This window comes from Streptococcus sp. CF10-1 (assembly GCF_024295825.1).
Lineage (GTDB): Bacteria > Bacillota > Bacilli > Lactobacillales > Streptococcaceae > Streptococcus.
Genome location: NZ_JANCPQ010000002.1, coordinates 62910 through 81306 on the forward strand (window position 1 = coordinate 62910; position 18397 = coordinate 81306).

At 41.2% G+C, this 18397-nt stretch carries 17 protein-coding genes, 1 tRNA gene and 1 pseudogene; 16 read left to right on the forward strand and 3 right to left on the reverse strand.

The genetic code is table 11. The features are described from left to right. Positions 1-43 precede the first annotated feature (43 nt). From NMM25_RS02680 to NMM25_RS02705, 6 genes and pseudogenes are all read left to right on the forward strand, one after another. Positions 44-1036 carry an ATP-binding cassette domain-containing protein gene (locus NMM25_RS02680; RefSeq protein WP_254735882.1) on the forward strand — a complete coding sequence of 331 codons (993 nt, stop codon included), beginning with the start codon at positions 44-46 and terminating at the stop codon, positions 1034-1036. A 1-nt stretch (position 1037) separates the two neighbouring features. Continuing rightward, complete coding sequence (locus NMM25_RS02685) at positions 1038-1856, forward strand: ABC-2 family transporter protein (RefSeq protein WP_254735883.1); 819 nt, start codon at positions 1038-1040, stop codon at positions 1854-1856. Position 1857: 1 nt separating this feature from the next. Next, positions 1858-2643 (forward strand): ABC transporter permease, encoded by a 786-nt coding sequence (locus NMM25_RS02690; RefSeq protein ID WP_254735884.1) that lies wholly within the window; start codon positions 1858-1860, stop codon positions 2641-2643. A 100-nt stretch (positions 2644-2743) separates the two neighbouring features. Then, positions 2744-2816: transfer RNA gene (locus NMM25_RS02695), tRNA-Thr, on the forward strand. A gap of 293 nt (positions 2817-3109) precedes the next feature. Next, positions 3110-4009 carry a DUF6287 domain-containing protein gene (locus tag NMM25_RS02700; protein WP_254735885.1) on the forward strand — a complete coding sequence of 300 codons (900 nt, stop codon included), beginning with the start codon at positions 3110-3112 and terminating at the stop codon, positions 4007-4009. 226 nt (positions 4010-4235) lie between these two features. After that, positions 4236-4540 (forward strand): annotated as a pseudogene (locus tag NMM25_RS02705) (hypothetical protein). 32 nt (positions 4541-4572) lie between these two features. Here the strand turns inward: NMM25_RS02705 and NMM25_RS02710 are convergent. Together NMM25_RS02710 and NMM25_RS02715 are read right to left on the reverse strand one after the other, a co-directional pair. After that, positions 4573-6372, reverse strand: a complete 1800-nt coding sequence (locus NMM25_RS02710) for an N-acetylmuramoyl-L-alanine amidase (RefSeq protein WP_254735886.1) — start codon at positions 6370-6372, stop codon at positions 4573-4575. Positions 6373-6417: 45 nt separating this feature from the next. Then, on the reverse strand, positions 6418-7326 hold the full coding sequence (locus NMM25_RS02715) for a LysR family transcriptional regulator (RefSeq protein WP_254735887.1): 909 nt from the start codon (positions 7324-7326) through the stop codon (positions 6418-6420). 102 nt (positions 7327-7428) lie between these two features. On the opposite strand from NMM25_RS02715, the gene NMM25_RS02720 reads away from it, so the two are divergent. The 3 genes from NMM25_RS02720 (at position 7429) to NMM25_RS02730 (ending at position 8359) form a co-directional block, all read left to right on the forward strand. Continuing rightward, positions 7429-7662, forward strand: a complete 234-nt coding sequence (locus NMM25_RS02720) for a YqgQ family protein (protein ID WP_000646473.1) — start codon at positions 7429-7431, stop codon at positions 7660-7662. Further along, positions 7659-8039, forward strand: a complete 381-nt coding sequence (locus tag NMM25_RS02725) for a rhodanese-like domain-containing protein (RefSeq protein ID WP_000158121.1) — start codon at positions 7659-7661, stop codon at positions 8037-8039. Before NMM25_RS02720 ends, NMM25_RS02725 begins: the two co-directional genes overlap by 4 nt. Positions 8040-8125: 86 nt before the next feature. Continuing rightward, positions 8126-8359: a DUF4190 domain-containing protein gene (locus NMM25_RS02730; RefSeq protein WP_254735888.1), complete on the forward strand. Its 234-nt coding sequence runs from the start codon at positions 8126-8128 to the stop codon at positions 8357-8359. A gap of 39 nt (positions 8360-8398) precedes the next feature. Here NMM25_RS02730 and NMM25_RS02735 read toward each other — a convergent pair whose 3' ends face one another. Beyond that, entirely contained in the window at positions 8399-9124 is a 726-nt protein-coding gene (locus NMM25_RS02735) for a 16S rRNA pseudouridine(516) synthase (RefSeq protein WP_254735889.1), read from the reverse strand. A 158-nt stretch (positions 9125-9282) separates the two neighbouring features. Between NMM25_RS02735 and typA the strand changes: the two genes are divergently transcribed. From typA to NMM25_RS02770, 7 genes are all read left to right on the forward strand, one after another. Next, positions 9283-11124, forward strand: a complete 1842-nt coding sequence (gene typA, locus NMM25_RS02740) for a translational GTPase TypA (RefSeq protein WP_000164103.1) — start codon at positions 9283-9285, stop codon at positions 11122-11124. A gap of 19 nt (positions 11125-11143) precedes the next feature. Next, positions 11144-11398 (forward strand): DUF3165 family protein, encoded by a 255-nt coding sequence (locus NMM25_RS02745; RefSeq protein WP_254735890.1) that lies wholly within the window; start codon positions 11144-11146, stop codon positions 11396-11398. 432 nt (positions 11399-11830) lie between these two features. Continuing rightward, a complete protein-coding gene (locus NMM25_RS02750; RefSeq protein ID WP_254735891.1) occupies positions 11831-13852 on the forward strand; it encodes a bacteriocin-associated integral membrane family protein in 2022 nt (673 codons plus the stop codon). Between the two features lies 1 nt (position 13853). Continuing rightward, on the forward strand, positions 13854-14495 hold the full coding sequence (locus NMM25_RS02755; RefSeq protein WP_254735892.1) for an ABC transporter ATP-binding protein: 642 nt from the start codon (positions 13854-13856) through the stop codon (positions 14493-14495). Between the two features lie 103 nt (positions 14496-14598). Next, entirely contained in the window at positions 14599-15951 is a 1353-nt protein-coding gene (gene murD, locus NMM25_RS02760; RefSeq protein WP_254735893.1) for a UDP-N-acetylmuramoyl-L-alanine--D-glutamate ligase, read from the forward strand. A 1-nt stretch (position 15952) separates the two neighbouring features. Next, the gene (locus NMM25_RS02765) at positions 15953-17011 is read left to right on the forward strand and encodes a UDP-N-acetylglucosamine--N-acetylmuramyl-(pentapeptide) pyrophosphoryl-undecaprenol N-acetylglucosamine transferase (RefSeq protein WP_254735894.1); all 1059 of its coding nucleotides are present in this window, start codon (positions 15953-15955) and stop codon (positions 17009-17011) included. Between the two features lie 9 nt (positions 17012-17020). After that, complete coding sequence (locus tag NMM25_RS02770) at positions 17021-18175, forward strand: cell division protein FtsQ/DivIB (protein WP_254735895.1); 1155 nt, start codon at positions 17021-17023, stop codon at positions 18173-18175. Positions 18176-18397 lie beyond the last annotated feature (222 nt).

Consider the following 18397-nt stretch of genomic DNA (forward strand, 5'->3'; position numbering starts at 1 on the left):
TTAAAAATACAATGTTGTTATTCCTTGCGACAGGGAGATAGATATGGCAATGATAGAAGTGGAACATCTTCAGAAAAATTTTGTGAAGACAGTAAAGGAGCCGGGGTTAAAGGGGGCTTTGCGCTCCTTTATTCATCCTGAAAAGCAGACCTTTGAAGCGGTCAAGGATTTGACCTTCGAGGTACCCAAGGGCCAAGTTTTAGGCTTTATTGGGGCCAATGGTGCTGGGAAGTCGACAACCATCAAAATGCTGACAGGGATTTTAAAACCGACATCTGGTTTTTGTCGGATTAACGGCAAAATTCCGCAGGACAATCGTCAAGACTATGTCAAGGATATTGGGGTGGTCTTTGGACAACGTACTCAGCTATGGTGGGATTTGGCTCTGCAAGAGACCTACACGGTCTTAAAAGAGATTTACGATGTGCCAGACTCGCTCTTCCATAAGCGCATGGACTTTTTGAATGAAGTCTTGGATTTGAAGGAATTTATCAAGGACCCCGTGCGCACTCTTTCACTGGGTCAACGGATGCGGGCGGACATTGCGGCTTCCTTGCTCCACAATCCTAAAGTTCTCTTTTTAGATGAGCCGACTATTGGTTTGGACGTTTCGGTCAAGGACAACATTCGTCGTGCCATCACCCAGATCAATCAAGAGGAAGAGACCACCATTCTCTTGACCACTCACGACCTGAGTGATATTGAGCAACTCTGTGATCGGATTTTCATGATTGACAAGGGGCAGGAGATTTTTGATGGAACGGTTAGCCAGCTCAAGGAGACCTTTGGCAAGATGAAGACACTTTCCTTTGAGCTGACGCCAGGTCAAAGTCATCTCGTCTCTCATTATGAAGGCTTGCCTGATATGTCCATTGATAGACAAGGGAATAGCCTCAATATTGAATTCGATAGTTCCTGCTACCAGTCGGCCGATATTATCAAGCAAACCCTGTCTGATTTTGAAATTCGCGATTTGAAGATGTTGGATACGGATATCGAGGATATTATCCGTCGCTTCTACCGAAAGGAGCTCTAAGATGGTCAAATTGTGGAGACGTTATAAACCCTTTATCAATGCGGGGATTCAGGAGTTGATTACCTATCGAGTCAACTTTCTTCTCTATCGGATTGGGGATGTTATGGGGGCTTTTGTGGCTTTCTATCTTTGGAAGGCAGTCTTTGATTCCTCGCAAGAGTCCTTGATTCAAGGCTTTAGTATGGCAGATATCACCCTCTACATCATCATGAGTTTTGTGACCAATCTTTTGACCAAGTCGGATAGCTCTTTTATGATTGGGGAGGAGGTCAAGGACGGATCCATTATCATGCGCTTGTTGAGACCAGTGCATTTTGCGGCTTCTTACCTCTTTACCGAGCTTGGGTCCAAGTGGTTGATTTTTATCAGCGTTGGCCTTCCATTTTTAAGTGTCATTGTCTTGATGAAAATCTTATCGGGGCAAGGGATTGTAGAAGTGCTAGGATTAACGGTCCTTTATCTTTTTAGCTTAACGCTGGCCTACCTGATTAACTTTTTCTTTAATATCTGCTTTGGATTTTCAGCCTTTGTGTTTAAAAATCTATGGGGTTCCAATCTACTCAAGACTTCCATAGTTGCCTTTATGTCTGGTAGTTTGATTCCCTTGACGTTTTTTCCCAAGGTGGTTTCAGATATTCTGTCCTTCTTGCCTTTTTCATCCTTGATCTATACCCCAGTCATGATTATCGTTGGGAAATACGATGCCAGTCAGATTCTTCAAGCGATTTTGTTACAGTTTTTCTGGCTCATAGTGATGGTGGGCTTGTCTCAGTTGATATGGAAACGGGTCCAGTCATTCATCACTATTCAGGGAGGTTAGTATGAAAAAATATCAACGCATGCATCTGATTTTTATCAGACAATACATCAAGCAAATCATGGAATACAAGGTCGATTTTGTGGTGGGCGTGTTAGGAGTTTTTCTGACTCAAGGCCTGAACCTCTTGTTTCTCAATGTGCTCTTTCAACACATCCCCTCGCTAGAAGGCTGGACCTTTCAAGAGATAGCCTTTATCTATGGATTCTCCTTAATTCCCAAGGGATTGGACCATCTCTTTTTTGACAATCTCTGGGCTCTGGGGCAACGCTTGGTGAGAAAAGGTGAGTTTGATAAGTATCTGACTCGTCCTATCAATCCGCTCTTCCACATCCTAGTCGAGACCTTTCAGATTGATGCCTTGGGCGAGCTCTTGGTCGGTGGTATTTTGCTAGCGTCAACAGTATCAAGCATTGCTTGGACTCTTCCCAAATTCCTGCTTTTCCTAGTCTGTATTCCTTTTGCGACCTTGATTTATACTTCCTTGAAAATCGCGACTGCCAGCATCGCTTTTTGGACCAAGCAGTCAGGTGCTATAATTTACATTTTTTATATGTTTAATGACTTTGCTAAGTACCCGATTTCAATTTACAACTCCCTTCTTCGCTGGTTGATTAGCTTTATCATCCCTTTCGCCTTTACGGCCTACTATCCTGCCAGCTATTTCTTAGAGGACAAGAATGGGCTCTTTAACATTGGTGGTTTGATTCTGATTTCACTTATCTTCTTTGCAATTTCTTTGAAACTCTGGGATAGGGGCTTGGATGCCTACGAAAGTGCGGGTTCGTAAAAGGAAGAAACTCAAAGCCTTGTCTCAGGACAGGCTTTTTCTAATGGAGATGAAAATTTCTTGACATCTATTCTCAGAGTGCTATACTAAAAGGGTAATCGCCGATTTAGCTCAGTTGGTAGAGCAACGCACTCGTAACGCGTAGGTCACAGGTTCAAGCCCTGCAATCGGCAGAATTAAGAAGTCCAAACGGGCTTTTTTTTTGTAACTATAGGAAAGGTGGAACGTTTGAGATAGGTTCTATTTAACGTCTGAAACTCCTGCTTATAAATAAAAACTAAAATTTATATTTTGTGGTATAATATATATTAATAAGCACTTGTTTTCGTTCCGTTTTAGAGGACTATAGGCTGTTAATCATTCTAGAATTTTTTGCATAGGTTTTCTAAAAATTATAAAAATCCATGGATAATAACGAATGAAGTCTCGCAAGCTTGGCTGAATATAAATCAAAAAGGAGAAAATTATGAATAAGAAAGAATGGGTAAAACAATTTGAGGAGGCGAATGGTCGCAAGCCGACAGCATCAGAATTAGCAGAGGCGCAGTCAACTAAAAAGTTTGCGAGAGGAACTAGAAACATCAAAATCTATATTGGGATAGTCCTCGGTATTTTGGTTGCTCTAATCCTAGTAAGTGTTTTCTCGCATTCTTTGATTGGAAAGAAAGAGTCAAATCAAGCATCGTCTGCTGTTTCAACTACAGAGTCAACAAGACAATCGTCTACAAGCCAAGGAAAAACAGATGAGACTGATAAGGATAAACAAGAGGAAATTCAGAAACTCAAGGATCAACTGACTGCTTTAGATACCAAAATTACGGAAGCAGAAGCACTTGTTAGCAAGCTGAAGAAAGAAACTACCGTTCCAAAACTCGATATTGAAGCAATTAAGAACAATGATTTGTCTAGTTTAGAAGGTACTTGGCGTAGTCAATCTGGTAATGAATACATTATTAATGATTCTGGAGAAGTACGTGCGACTTGGTTTACAAATGATCAAAAGTACGAATCGGTAGTTGGATTAAAGTTATCAAAAGGACAAGATAGCCGTAACCCTGAGACAGCGTCTATCAGTGCATGGGTAAAAGATTCTATTGCTGGAGGATTTGTAGTAGTAGCTGTGCCAAGTGGAGTCGTTATGCAACCTGCTGATGACGGAAAGATTACGGATAAAAGCAATCATGCTGAGGAAAGACTACTTTCAGGACAAGATTATGGGTCTATGTTAATGAAACCAGAAAATGTTTATTATCGTGTGAAACCAGATACCAGTAAACTTGAGGAAGCAGAAAAGAACTTAGCTCAACTACAAGCAGACCGTGAATCAATCAAATCTTCTCTTGAGTCAAAGGAAAAGAAAAACTAGATGGTATTCGTTCAAAAATACTGTTACAATCGGCAGAATCAAGAAGCCCATTAGGGCTTCTTTTTCTTTTGTTACAAATACTCAACCACTTAGACAGAGATATTGACCAGATAGGCAAAAGGGCTTGTTCTTGAAAAATTCCTCTGCTATAATGATTCATGTAAGGGACGTGAGGGGTCAGTATCAGACAACTCAAGAACCCAAAAAAGAAAATGGAGACAAAAAAATGAAAAAATTATTGGGACTTGTATTTTTAGTAGCAGCAGCGCTAGTATTGTATTTCGGATCTGTTGGCTGGCCAAGTTTGGATGTCAACCTCTGGTCACTCATTCCGGTAGGATTGTTCCTCTATTTCACGCTAGAAAAGACTACAAGGCTAGCTTGATGTGCTTGATCATTGCCTTTATCATTGCAAATGCTATTTTTGATCTCTTGCCAATTTCAAGTGGTTTGGTGATTGGTGCCGGTGTGCTAGCTTGTGTAGGACTTGGCTACCTCTTTCCTGATAAGGATAAAAAAGAAGATAAATAAACAAAGTCTCGAAGTTTCTCGAGACTTTGTTTTTATTTACCAGCGTAGTATTTTTGGATGCCTTTCACAATGCCTGCGACTAGTCTATCTTGGTATCGATCATCACGAATCCGTTGATTCTCAGTGAAATTATCCATATAACCAAGCTCTAGGAGAACGGCTGGTTTGGCTGTTTCGCGTAGTACGGCATAGCTGCTCTCCAACAGACCAGCGTCTTTGGCCCCTGTTTCTGCTAGAAGAGAGGAGTGGATGGCAGCGGCGAGGCGTTTGCTTTCACTCATACGATCTGGGTGATTGTGCCAGTATTTATTAATCTTACTTGGATAGTCAGGTTCATCGCTATAGGAATAGGTTTGAATACCGCTTGCTTTTGAGTAGGTATTACCAGTAGCGTTGAAATGAATACTGATAAAAATATCAGAGTTGGTCTTATTAACCATACGAGAACGTTCGGTAACAAAATCAACGTCGGTATCACTATCACGAGAAGTGAGGACCTTGTAGCCTAGTTCTTCTAACTTAGTACGAAGTTTACGGTAAATTTGCATGTTGAGATCTTTTTCAGCTACATTGTAGTAAAAAGCTCCTGAATCTCGACCACCATGCCCAGGATCTAGGAAAATGGTATTGCTGTATAGGCCTTTTGTAAATCCGCCTTCAGTTGAAACTTCAGAAATCCATTGACCGTATTTTTGGAACAAGTGTTCCTTACCGTCTATCTTGTAAGTTCCTGAAACATAATGTCCATTATCATCTAGGTAGTAGCGTGCTTTGTCAGAGTTATCGTAAATCCATTCGCTCTTTGCCATGTAACCACCTGACTTGAGGTAGTATGCTCCAATCCATTCCTGATTTGCATAACGGCCATCCGCTTTTAGATAGAACCAGCTCTTGTAGGCTTTATCGAAGATCCACTCATTCTCCGCCATGGCTCCACTGGTTTTGAGGTAGTAGCTTTCTTTCCATTTGTCTGTTAGCATTCCACCATTCTGGTCAAATGAATACCAGGAACCTTGAATCTTTTGCCAATTTTCTTGGACATATCTCCCTGACCCGTTCGCATAGAACCAAGTATCCTTGATTTTGACCCAGTTGTTTTCTGCCATAGCTCCACTCTGGTTGAAGAGGTAGCCCTTGAAGGTTGTCGCACTCAGCATTCCACCGTCTTTGTCAAAATAATACCAAGAACCGTTGATTTTCTCCCATTTATCCTGTGAGATTTTTCCAGAAGGAGCTACATAATACCAAATTTGGTCTAATTTAGTCCAACCCTTTTCTGCCATAGCTCCGCTTTTTGTGAGAAGATAGCCGTCAACGGCAGTGTTGCTGAGCATACTTCCAGTTTGGTCAAAATAGTACCAAGAACCGTTAATTTTTTTCCAGGTGTTCTGAGCTAGACGTCCAGAGGAATCAGCATAATACCATTGGTTGTCCAATTTGGTCCAGCTATTTTCTATCATGACACCATCTTGGTCAAAGGCATAGCCTTTGTAGACAGTAGAATGAAGACGATTGCCATCTTGATCGAAGTAGTACCATTTGCCTTGGATTTGTTTCCAGTTCAAAGTAGGTTTATCATCTTGGTAAAAACGCCAGTGGTGATTTTCTTGGTACCACCCTTCTTTTTTAGGCTTGTCTTCTTGCACATCTACTTTCGGAAGAATTTCTGATTTAGAGTTTTCCTCAACACTCGACTCTTTCTTTTCTTCTTTGGCAATTGCTTCCTTGACAGCAGATGTGGATTGAGTTGTGTTTTTTTCTCCTAAGACGGATGCGGGTGCTAATCCTACGATTGAAAGGATTAAAGCACTGGTCAGTAGTATCTTTTTCACTTTTTATTTCCTAACTTTTTCTTTTTCCCTTTTTCATTTTTCCTATTAATTATCGAATTGAACTTCTTCTAGTAAGTATTCGATAAAGCGTTCGCCCATCTTAGACAGGCTGGTTTTTTCATGCTGGATATAGACTAGTTCAATCGGGTCGTCAATGTCCAGCGGAATGGAAACGATATTGTCTCCGTTGAGGTTACTGTTCAAAATCCCTGTTGCAATGGTGTAACCATCCAAACCAATCAAAAGATTAAAGAGGGTGGCACGGTCACTGACTACGATGGATTTCTTGTGGTGCTCTTGTGAAAGAATCTCCTCTGAAAAGTAGAAGGAGTTGTGCGTCCCCTGGTCATAACTCAGATAAGGGAAGCCTTCCAAATCAGCCAGTTTGACCTTGTCTTTTTTAGCTAGAGGGTTGGTCTTGCTAACAAAGATATGGGGTTGAGCGGTAAAGAGGTGGTGGGCTAAGAGGTGGTTGTCATCTAGCATTTTCGTTAAAACATCGCGGTTGTAGCTGTTTAAAAAGAGGACACCAACCTCGCTACGGAAGTTCTTGACGTCATCGATAATCTCCCAAGTCCGAGTTTCACGAAGGAAGAGCTCATATTTCTCCATATCACTTTTCTTGAGCAGAGAGACAAAGGCATTGACTACAAAGGCATAGTGCTGAGAGGAAACGCTGAAAAGTTCGCGGTGGGCGATAGGATTTTTATAGCGTTCCTCCATAAGCTGAGTTTGCTCAACGACCTGACGGGCATAGGAGAGAAACTCCATCCCATCACGGGTTAAGGTAATGCCCTTGGGATTGCGGATAAAGATTTCAATACCCATTTCATTTTCCAAGTCTCGAACGGCATTAGAGAGACTGGGTTGAGTGATAAAGAGTTGCTTGGCTGCCTCATTCATAGAGCCAGTTTCGACGATTTTGATAATATAGTGTAGTTGTTGAATTCTCATGTTTTTATTGTACCATACTTGCGGAAGAATGGGCAATGAAGACGAAGAAAATAGGGGGAAAGAGCCGGTCCAGTATTGAAAAAAAGTCTGAAATCTGTTAGAATGAAAGCTATGAAAACATTCTATGATGTGCAGCAATTTCTCAAACAGTTTGGTATTATTGTTTACATGGGGAAGCGCTTGTATGATATTGAACTGATGAAGCTCGAACTCTCTCGGATCTATGATGCAGGTCTGATGGACAAGCTAGACTATCTAGAGGCGGAAGCTGTTCTTCGTAGAGAGCACAAGATAGAATTAGACTACATAGAGAAAAATGGAGATAAGAACTTATGACAATTTGGATTGTTTGGGGAATCGTATTGGCGATGGCGGCATGGATGGGGTATAACTACCTTCGTATTCGTCGTGCGGCTAAGATTGTGGATAATGCAGAATTTGAAGCCTTGATTCGAAAAGGGCAATTGATTGATGTCCGTGAACCAGCAGAATTTCACAGGAAACATATCCTCGGAGCTCGCAATATTCCTTCAAATCAGTTGAAGTCAAGCCTTGCAGCCCTTCGTAAGGATAAACCTGTCCTTCTCTACGAAAACCAACGCGGACAACGAGTGACCAATGCAGCACTTTATCTGAAAAAACAAGGTTTCTCTGAGATTTATATCCTTTCTTATGGATTGGATTCTTGGAACGGGAAGGTCAAGACGAGCTAACATTCTGTTAAAAACTGTCGAATGAGTGATAAAGCTTGCATTTTATGGTATCATCATTTATATTAATTTTAAGGAGATTTTGTAATATGAATTCACAACAAAAGAAAAAACCTTCACTTATTTTAGGTATCTTATCTATCGTCCTTGGTTTGCTATCTCCAATAGTGGGTCTGATTTTGGGGATCATAGGATTGGTCTTGGCTTTTTCATACCAAAAAGAATCTGGACTGGACTATAAAACAGAAAAAATTCTCAATATCATAGGACTTGTAGTTTCTGTTCTTAACTGGATTCTAGCAATCGCAATAGTTTTTAGATAATCAAGAAGAAAAAAGCTTTAAATATAAAGCTTTTTTGTTTTATCGACTCATCTCTAAATAGTTTTTAATGATTTCCAATTCCTCTGGATTCAAGGGGCGGAATTGCCCTTTTGCTAGTTCTGGGTCTAATGTAAAGTCACCGAATTGGATTCGTTTTAGGGCAGTCACCTTGACACCAACTGAGAGAAACATCTTCTTGACTTGATGAAACTTGCCCTCAGAGATGGTGATGGAGGCTCGGCTCTCTGTTGGGCTTGAGGACAGAATTTCGAGCTGAGCTGGTTTACAAGTGGTCCCATCTAAAAAGACGATTCCATCCTTGAATTTTTGGATATGTTCTGACGTGAGCGGTCCGTTTACTACCACTTGATAGGATTTATCGACATGGTACTGGGGATGAAGGAGCTGGAAGCCTAAAGGTCCATTGTCTGTCAAAAGGAGCAGTCCTGTCGTATCGCGGTCTAGCCTACCTATCGCGTAGAGTTGGCCTGACTGGATATTTTTGGGGACTAGGTCCATGACGGTTGGCAGTTTCTTATCCTCGCTCGCTGTAACGACGCCGTTTGGTTTATGAAGCATGAGGTAGATGTGCTCATATCCTTGGATTTGCCTTCCTTGAAAAACTAGTTTTTGCAATCCAGTGTCGACATTTTGAGCGAGGGAGCGAGCTGGACTATCGTCGACTAGGATTTCTTTTTTTAATAGAGCCTGTTTCATAGCCTTGCGACTGACCTTTTCTTGGGCTAATAATCTATCTAAACGCATACCAGCTTATCTTATCATAAGTCTCTGACTTTGAAAAGAGTTGCCTTGACTAGAAAAGCAGAGTGAAAACATTTACACTTAGCTGAACTGTGATTTTTGAATGAGACTGTGGTATAATTGTTCAGTTAGAAATAAAAATTTAAATATTAGAGGAAATCATGACAAAATTAAGAGAAGATATCCGTAACATTGCGATTATCGCCCACGTTGACCACGGAAAAACAACCCTCGTTGACGAATTATTGAAACAATCTGAAACTCTTGATGCACGTACTGAATTGGCAGAGCGCGCTATGGACTCAAACGATATCGAAAAAGAGCGTGGGATTACCATCCTTGCGAAAAATACAGCCGTTGCCTACAACGGAACTCGTATCAATATCATGGACACACCAGGACACGCGGACTTCGGTGGAGAAGTTGAGCGTATCATGAAAATGGTTGATGGTGTTGTCTTGGTCGTAGATGCCTACGAAGGAACAATGCCACAGACTCGTTTCGTATTGAAAAAAGCCTTGGAACAAGATCTTGTCCCAATCGTGGTTGTTAACAAAATCGACAAACCATCAGCTCGTCCAGCAGAAGTAGTAGACGAAGTATTGGAGCTCTTCATTGAGCTTGGTGCAGATGACGACCAGCTTGACTTCCCAGTGGTGTATGCTTCAGCTATCAATGGAACATCTTCATTGTCAGATGATCCAGCTGACCAAGAAGCTACGATGGCACCAATCTTTGATACCATTATCGACCATATCCCTGCTCCAGTGGACAACTCAGATGAACCTTTGCAGTTCCAAGTCTCACTTTTGGACTACAATGACTTCGTAGGTCGTATCGGTATCGGTCGTGTCTTCCGTGGTAGTGTGAAAGTTGGGGACCAAGTTACCCTTTCAAAACTAGATGGTACAACGAAGAACTTCCGTGTTACAAAACTCTTCGGTTTCTTTGGCTTGGAACGTCGTGAAATCCAAGAAGCTAAAGCAGGTGACTTGATTGCCGTATCAGGTATGGAAGATATCTTTGTTGGTGAGACGATTACACCGACAGATGCAGTTGAAGCTCTTCCAATCCTACACATCGATGAGCCAACGCTTCAAATGACCTTCTTGGTAAACAACTCACCATTTGCTGGTAAAGAAGGTAAATGGGTGACTTCTCGTAAGGTAGAAGAACGCTTGCAAGCAGAATTACAAACAGACGTTTCCCTTCGTGTTGACCCAACGGATTCACCAGATAAATGGACTGTTTCAGGTCGTGGAGAATTGCACTTGTCAATCCTGATCGAAACTATGCGTCGTGAGGGCTATGAACTTCAAGTATCTCGTCCAGAAGTTATCGTAAAAGAGATTGATGGTGTTAAATGTGAGCCATTTGAACGTGTTCAAATCGATACTCCAGAAGAATACCAAGGATCTGTTATTCAAAGCCTTTCTGAACGTAAGGGTGAAATGTTGGATATGATTTCAACTGGTAATGGTCAAACTCGTTTGGTCTTCCTTGTTCCAGCGCGTGGTTTGATCGGATACTCAACTGAGTTCTTGTCAATGACTCGTGGTTACGGTATCATGAACCATACCTTTGACCAATACTTGCCATTGATTCCAGGAGAAATTGGTGGACGTCACCGTGGTGCCCTTGTTTCCATCGATGCTGGTAAGGCTACAACTTACTCAATCATGTCTATCGAAGAACGTGGTACAATCTTTGTCAACCCAGGTACTGAGGTTTACGAAGGAATGATCATCGGAGAGAACTCTCGTGAAAACGACTTGACAGTTAACATCACTAAGGCCAAACAAATGACCAACGTTCGTTCTGCAACCAAGGACCAAACAGCGGTTATCAAGACACCTCGTATCTTGACCCTTGAAGAGTCTCTTGAGTTCTTGAATGACGATGAGTACATGGAAGTAACGCCTGAGTCTATCCGTTTGCGTAAGCAAATCCTCAACAAGGCAGAGCGCGAGAAAGCCAACAAAAAGAAAAAATCAGCTGAATAAGAGCTAGAAAGAGATAAAGATGGTCTATTTAATCATAGGGATACTCTTATTACTACTCTATGTATTTGCGACACCCCAAAGTATCAAAGGAACAGTCAACATCGTTATCTTGGTCTTTGTAGTTGTTGCACTCTTGATTTTGCTGATGTTGTCCATCTTGCAAATCTTCCAACTACCGACAGAATTATTTGTCACAATCGCCATGCTGGCTCTAGCCTACTTTAGCTTGAGAGACATTACGCTCATGTCTGTAAAAAAGAGCAGAAGAAGATAAATAGAAAGAGAGCTACGGCTCTCTTTTTCAATTTAAAATAAGATTTTTAAGACTTTCCTTAGGTGATTACGGACGGTAGCGACTTTCTTCGAAATTCCATACCTAAACTTTGAGCCTATAGTCTCAAAGTTTCCGAATGCCTGAAATCTATTGTTTTCAGGCATTTTTATCACAACGGAAAGTCTAAGATTCCATTTCTTGCAAAAAGGAATAAACCTAAAAATATTTTGTTCAAGTGAGTTTTTTTCCACTTTTTAAGAGCTCTATATTGTTATAGAAGTTTAAAAAGTTAGTCCAAAAAAATATCATTATATTTTGCTAAAATCTATTGACAATTTATCATAATGGTGATATATTTGCGATAAATAGAAACCGATTTCATACTCTGAAATCTTACCTCCTGAAATCAATTTTCACCACAAGGAGTCTACTATGAAGAAACTATTTATTTGCTTGTCTACTATTTTTCTCAGTTGCTTCTTCATTTGGATTATTATCTTACGTGCCCCTCAGTATCTCTATACTAGTTATGACTCCGTTACCCTGCTACGTGTTAAAAAGGGGGCACAAGAGCCGACTCGTGAGGAGTTTGAGCGAGAGTTGGAGAAGTTTGCAAGCTCGGAGCAGAGTTTGATTGCCAGACGGATAGTAGAGCCGAGTAAGGATGGAAGGACCAACTTCACCTATGCGACCTATGGTCAGGGAGACTTGCCAAAAGAGTTTCAAGCGGCCAGCCAAGAAAGCCGAGAACGGAGCGATCCTCTCAATAGCTACCTTCTCTTATCTGGTTCATTGACCAAGGAAAAATTAGCTGCAAAATTAGATGATTTAGGTTATAAAGCGATTGCAGACCGCAAAACTCCTCCGTATCTTTTAGCTTTTTGGATTGCTTTAAATCCGTTGTTGTTGATTAGTTTAGCTATATTTGGATTAGCTTTCTTTGCCATGGTGATTATCACTCGGATTAAGGAGATGCGGGCTGCAGGGATTCAGCTCTTTTCAGGACAGACCCTCTTGTCCATCATAGGAAGCGCCTTATACGATGATGTCAAGTGGCTTTGCTTAGCTGGGGTTTTATCGCTTATAGTGGGAGGTGCTGTCCTCCTCGGACAAGGGCTCTTTTATCCCGTTCTTTTAGTATCCTTTAGTATCGGAGTGGGGCTTTATCTTCTCTTTTTATTGGGAATTTCGCTAGTACTGAGCCTGCTCTACTTGATGAGCTTGAGCTACAAGGCTTTGGTTCCTGTGTTAAAAGGACGTTTGCCCCTCAAACGTTTGATGACCTTGACCTTACTATGTCAGTTGGTTGCTGTCTTTACAGTAGGTTATGCAGTCAAGACTGGCTTGACTTCTTACCAGCGTTTACAGGAACTCCAACTATCCAAGCAAGCTTGGGAAGACCGGGCAGATTATTATCAAATTTCTTTTGGCTTAGGTGATAGAGTAAAAGATACAGAAAATCAGAGCAAGTGGTATGCCTTTGCCAAGGAAGCAATCGAAGAAGAACAAGCTCTTTATGTAAAGGATAATCTGCTCCATTTTGCCAATCCACAAGGAAAAAATGAACAGGGAGAGACACTGGATACCTATAGTCCAGATGCTAATACGCTCTATGTTAGTCCTAGTTATTTGGAGAAGGAAAAGGTCGTGGTAGATGCTGAGACCAAACAGAAGTTAGCCCATCTCCAAAAAGGTGAGTTTGTCCTCTTGCTCCCAGAACATTTGCGCTCTCAAGAAGCAGAACTAAAAAAAATCTTTGAAGAAAGCTTGAGTTATTATGGAAAATCTGGTGAGGAGGCAAGTGCTCCTTTGGATTATGAGATGAAAGCGCACGTTAGTTATCTTTCAATGGAAGAAAAGCGATTTGTTTATAATAACGGTGAGAATCCCGTATCCACTCAGTATTTGACGGATCCGATTTTAGTGGTATTCACGCCGACTTCTACAGGTGATAGTTTTACATCCTTATCTAGTTGGTCTATCAATGCTGGTAAGAATATCTTTGTCAAAGGATATGAAGATGGGATTAAACTCTTGAAAAATGCAGGAATTTATGATCAAGTATCCTACCTCAAGGAGGGACGAAGTGTTTACCTCGCACGTTACTATGAGGTTCAAACACAAACTCTAACCCTTATTTTAGGAGCTATTATTGGAATCGCGAGTTCTTTGCTTCTCTTTTATTCTGTGAATCTTCTTTATTTTGAACAATTCCGTCGTGAGATTTTGATTAAACGAATTTCTGGTTTGCGATTTTTTGAAACGCACGCTCAGTATATGATTAGTCAATTTGCTAGTTTTGTATTCGGTGCGAGTCTCTTTATTTGGCGTAGTCGAGATGTGGTGATTGGATTGGTAACTTTATCGATCTTCCTCGTTAGTGCTATACTGACTCTCTACCGTCAAGCACAGAAAGAATCTCGTGTTTCTATGACCATTATGAAAGGAAAATAGGATGATTGAACTAAAGAATATATCTAAAAAATTTGGAAGCCGTCAGCTATTTTCAGATACTAATCTTCAATTTGAAGGTGGGAAAATTTATGCCTTAATCGGTACAAGTGGCTGTGGTAAGACAACCCTCTTGAATATGATTGGACGATTAGAGCCATATGACAATGGAGAAATTATCTATGATGGCACTTCTCTTAAGGACATCAAGCCTTCTGTTTTCTTTAGAGATTACTTAGGATACTTATTTCAAGATTTTGGCTTAATTGAAAGCCAAACAGTTAAAGAGAATCTCAATCTGGGTTTAGTTGGTAAAAAGTTGAAAGAAAAAGAGAAAATCTCTCTGATGAAACAAGCTCTAAACCGTGTTAACCTCTCTTATTTAGATTTAAAGCAACCTATCTTTGAATTATCAGGAGGAGAAGCACAACGTGTTGCACTAGCGAAGATAATTTTAAAGGATCCACCTTTGATCCTCGCAGATGAACCAACCGCTTCCTTAGACCCCAAAAACTCTGAGGAATTACTTTCTATCCTAGAATCTTTAAAAAATCCGAATCGAACGATTATTATTGCGACCCACAATCCTCTGATTTGGGAACAAGTGGACCAAGTTATTCGAGTTACTGATTTATCTCATAGATGATAAAAGAATATTAAGTTAGAAGAAAGAGTCACAAATACACTTTGTGGCTTTTTTATTTCCATAAAAATGGTAAAATAGTAGGAGTAGAAATGGAGTTTGAGACATGAAAGTAATCGATCAATTTAAAAATAAGAAAGTCCTTGTTTTAGGTTTGGCTAAGTCTGGTGAGTCTGCGGCCCGTTTGTTGGACAAGCTGGGTGCTATTGTCACTGTTAATGACGGCAAACCTTTCGAGGAAAATCCAGCTGCACAAAGCCTACTGGAAGATGGAATCAAGGTTGTCACTGGTGGGCATCCTTTGGAACTCTTGGATGAAGATTTCGCTCTGATGGTGAAAAATCCAGGTATCCCGTATAGCAATCCCATGATTGAAAAGGCTTTGGCAAAGAAGATTCCAGTCTTGACTGAGGTGGAATTGGCTTATTTGATTTCAGATGCGCCAATTATCGGTATTACTGGTTCAAATGGGAAAACAACCACAACGACGATGATTGGGGAAGTTTTAACTGCTGCTGGTCAACATGGTCTCTTATCAGGGAATATTGGCTATCCTGCTAGTCAAGTGGCTCAAACTGCGACAGCCAAGGACACGCTCGTCATGGAACTTTCTTCTTTCCAACTGATGGGTGTCCAAGAATTCCATCCTGAGATTGCGGTTATTACCAACCTCATGCCCACTCATATCGACTACCATGGTTCTTTTGAGGAGTATGTGGCAGCTAAGTGGAATATCCAGAACAAGATGACAGCAGCTGATTTCCTTGTATTGAACTTTAACCAAGATTTGGCAAAAGAATTGTCTACCAAAACACAAGCTACCGTTGTACCATTTTCAACATTGGGAAAGGTTGATGGAGCTTATCTGGAAGATGGTCAACTCTACTTCCGTGGAGAAGTGGTCATGGTAGCGAGTGAAATTGGTGTTCCAGGTAGCCACAATGTAGAAAATGCCCTTGCGACCATTGCAGTAGCCAAGCTCCGTGGTGTAGACAACCAAACCGTCAAGGAAACTCTTTCATCCTTTGGTGGTGTCAAACACCGTCTCCAATTTGTGGATGAAATTAAGGGGGTCAAATTCTATAACGATAGCAAATCAACCAATATCTTGGCTACTCAAAAAGCCTTGTCAGGATTTGACAACAGTAAGGTTATCTTAATTGCAGGTGGTTTGGACCGCGGCAATGAGTTTGACGAATTGGTTCCAGATATTACTGGGCTCAAGAAGATGGTTATCCTCGGTCAATCTGCAGAACGTGTCAAACGGGCAGCGGATAAGGCTGATGTGGCTTATGTAGATGCGACAGATATTGCTGATGCGACCCGCAAGGCTTATGATCTCGCGACTCAAGGAGATGTGGTTCTCCTCAGTCCCGCCAATGCTAGCTGGGATATGTATGCTAACTTTGAAGTACGTGGAGATCTTTTCATCGACACAGTAGCGGAGTTAAAGGAATAATATGAAAAAAATTGTCTTTACAGGTGGGGGGACGGTTGGACATGTCACCCTCAATCTTTTGTTAATGCCCAAGTTCATCGAAGACGGCTGGGAAGTTCACTATATTGGTGATAAACACGGGATCGAACACCAAGAAATCCTCAAGTCAGGCTTGAATGTGACCTTCCACTCCATTGCGACTGGGAAGTTGCGTCGCTATTTCTCTTGGCAAAATATGCTGGATGTGTTTAAAGTTGGTTGGGGAATTGTCCAATCGCTCTTTATCATGTTACGACTGCGTCCACAGGCTCTTTTTTCTAAGGGAGGATTTGTCTCTGTACCGCCGGTTATCGCTGCGCGTGTGTCAGGAGTGCCTGTCTTTATTCACGAATCGGACCTGTCTATGGGCTTGGCCAATAAAATCGCCTACAAATTTGCGACCAAGATGTATTCAACATTTGAGCAAGCTGCTGGTCTCGCAAAAGTCGAGCATGTGGGTGCTGTGACCAAGGTTTCAGACCAAAAAACTCCTGAACCAGATGAATTGGTGGATATCCAAACCCACTTTGATCCTAAATTGCCAACGGTATTGTTTGTTGGTGGTTCTGCAGGAGCTCGTGTATTTAACCAATTGGTGACAGATTATAAGCAAGAACTGACCGAACGTTACAATATTATCAATCTCACTGGAGATTCAAGCCTGAACGAGTTGAGTCAAAATCTCTTTCGTGTTGATTATGTGACGGATCTCTATCAACCCTTGATGGAGATGGCAGATGTGGTGGTGACGCGTGGCGGTGCCAATACGATTTTTGAGCTCTTGGCCATGGCGAAACTCCATCTCATCGTACCATTGGGTCGTGAAGCAAGTCGAGGAGACCAGATTGAAAATGCAGCTTATTTTGTTAAGAAAGGCTATGCAGAAGAACTTCAAGAAAGTGACTTGACCTTGGAAAGCTTGGAGGAGAAACTGAGTCACTTGCTTAGTCACAAGGATCAGTACCAAGCTAGCATGAAGGCTTCGACTGAATTGAAATCTCTTGCAGATTTTTACGATCTATTAAGAAAAGACCTAGCATAAGGAATATCAATGTCAAAGGATAAGAAAAAAGAATCAAACCCCAAGCAAGAATTGTCTGAATGGCAGAAACGAAACCAGGAATACCTGAAGAAGAAGGCTGAGGAAGAAGCTGCCCTAGCTGAGGAGAAGGAAAAGGAAAAACAAGCTCGAATGGGGAAAAACTCTAAGTCGTTAGAGGAAAGTAAGAAGTCATCAAGTGATTCCGACCAGAACGAAACTGTTCCAGACGAAGAATCATCCGAAAAAGAAGAAAAATCTAAAAAAGATGATCCTAAAGTCAAAGAAGAAAAAGAAAAGAAGAAAAAAGAAAAACCAGAGAAACCAGCCAAACCTAAAATTGCGCCTGTTCATATTTGGCGAGCTGTGAGTATCTTGGTACCCAGTGTCCTAGTCCTCCTTTTTTCAGTCTATCTGTTGACTCCACTTTCGACCATCAAAAATATCGAGGTTAAGGGAAATAGTAACACGCAGGCGGATGACATCAAACAGGCTTCTGGAATTCAAGATAGTGACTATACTTTAGCTCTATTGTTGGATAAGGAAACATATGCTGAGCGAATCAAGTCCAACCATTGGATAGAATCAGCGAAGATTAACTATCAATTTCCGACTAACTTTACGATTGAGGTTAAGGAGTTTGATATTGTCGGTTATTATGTATCTAGTGAAGAATATTATCCAATTCTTTCTAGTGGTAGGGTTGAGTCAACTCCTGTAAATCGCTTAAACTTGCCTGAGACTTATCTGACAGTTACCTTTAATGACGAGCAGCAGGTGAAAGAACTGATCACAGGATTATCTACCATCAGTGAGGATATCAAGAGTCAAATCCAGAAAATCGAATTAGCGCCAAGCAAGGCAACAGCAGATCTTTTAAAAATTACTATGCTGGACACAGATGAGATTTTGGTTCCCTTGTCAGAATTGAGCAAGAAATTGCCTTATTACAGCAAAATCAAGCCACAATTGACAGAACCGAGTGTAGTCGATATGGAGGCTGGAGTATACAGCTATACGATAGCGGATAAACTGATAGAAGAAGCAGAGGAAAAAGCCAAAAAAGAGGCCCAGGAAGCTGAGAAGAAAAAACAGGAAGAAGAAAAGAAAAAACAAGAAGAACAGGGAAGTCAAAGTCAAACGAGCCAGCAATCACAGAGTCGTTAGACTAACTTTTCCTCTTGATTTTGAATGGTATAGAAGTCCAGATTCGAGTTTTTGCTTGACAAGTCCTACTATAAATAATAGAATAGAAAAAAACCTTTAAAGCAGTCCGGAGAGGCAGCTAAGGTTAGACGGTGAAAGGGTGGAGACTACCCATTTTTCGTGGAACCTTGCTGTTGGCAGGTTCCTTTTTTCGTGGTTTGTTTTTAACCATACTCTCTTGCT

Bases quoted from the DNA above. Each gene is read 5' to 3' on its own strand.
- NMM25_RS02730 (WP_254735888.1), top strand. From the start codon at position 8,126: ATGAATTCACAACAAAAGAAAAAACCTTCACTTATTTTAGGTATCTTA.
- murD (WP_254735893.1), top strand. From the start codon at position 14,599: ATGAAAGTAATCGATCAATTTAAAAATAAGAAAGTCCTTGTTTTAGGT.
- NMM25_RS02725 (WP_000158121.1), top strand. From the start codon at position 7,659: ATGACAATTTGGATTGTTTGGGGAATCGTATTGGCGATGGCGGCATGG.
- NMM25_RS02690 (WP_254735884.1), top strand. From the start codon at position 1,858: ATGAAAAAATATCAACGCATGCATCTGATTTTTATCAGACAATACATC.
- NMM25_RS02755 (WP_254735892.1), top strand. From the start codon at position 13,854: ATGATTGAACTAAAGAATATATCTAAAAAATTTGGAAGCCGTCAGCTA.
- NMM25_RS02765 (WP_254735894.1), top strand. From the start codon at position 15,953: ATGAAAAAAATTGTCTTTACAGGTGGGGGGACGGTTGGACATGTCACC.
- NMM25_RS02720 (WP_000646473.1), top strand. From the start codon at position 7,429: ATGAAAGCTATGAAAACATTCTATGATGTGCAGCAATTTCTCAAACAG.
- NMM25_RS02715 (WP_254735887.1), bottom strand. From the start codon at position 7,326: ATGAGAATTCAACAACTACACTATATTATCAAAATCGTCGAAACTGGC.
- NMM25_RS02750 (WP_254735891.1), top strand. From the start codon at position 11,831: ATGAAGAAACTATTTATTTGCTTGTCTACTATTTTTCTCAGTTGCTTC.
- typA (WP_000164103.1), top strand. From the start codon at position 9,283: ATGACAAAATTAAGAGAAGATATCCGTAACATTGCGATTATCGCCCAC.
- NMM25_RS02770 (WP_254735895.1), top strand. From the start codon at position 17,021: ATGTCAAAGGATAAGAAAAAAGAATCAAACCCCAAGCAAGAATTGTCT.
- NMM25_RS02685 (WP_254735883.1), top strand. From the start codon at position 1,038: ATGGTCAAATTGTGGAGACGTTATAAACCCTTTATCAATGCGGGGATT.
- NMM25_RS02680 (WP_254735882.1), top strand. From the start codon at position 44: ATGGCAATGATAGAAGTGGAACATCTTCAGAAAAATTTTGTGAAGACA.
- NMM25_RS02700 (WP_254735885.1), top strand. From the start codon at position 3,110: ATGAATAAGAAAGAATGGGTAAAACAATTTGAGGAGGCGAATGGTCGC.
- NMM25_RS02735 (WP_254735889.1), bottom strand. From the start codon at position 9,124: ATGCGTTTAGATAGATTATTAGCCCAAGAAAAGGTCAGTCGCAAGGCT.
- NMM25_RS02745 (WP_254735890.1), top strand. From the start codon at position 11,144: ATGGTCTATTTAATCATAGGGATACTCTTATTACTACTCTATGTATTT.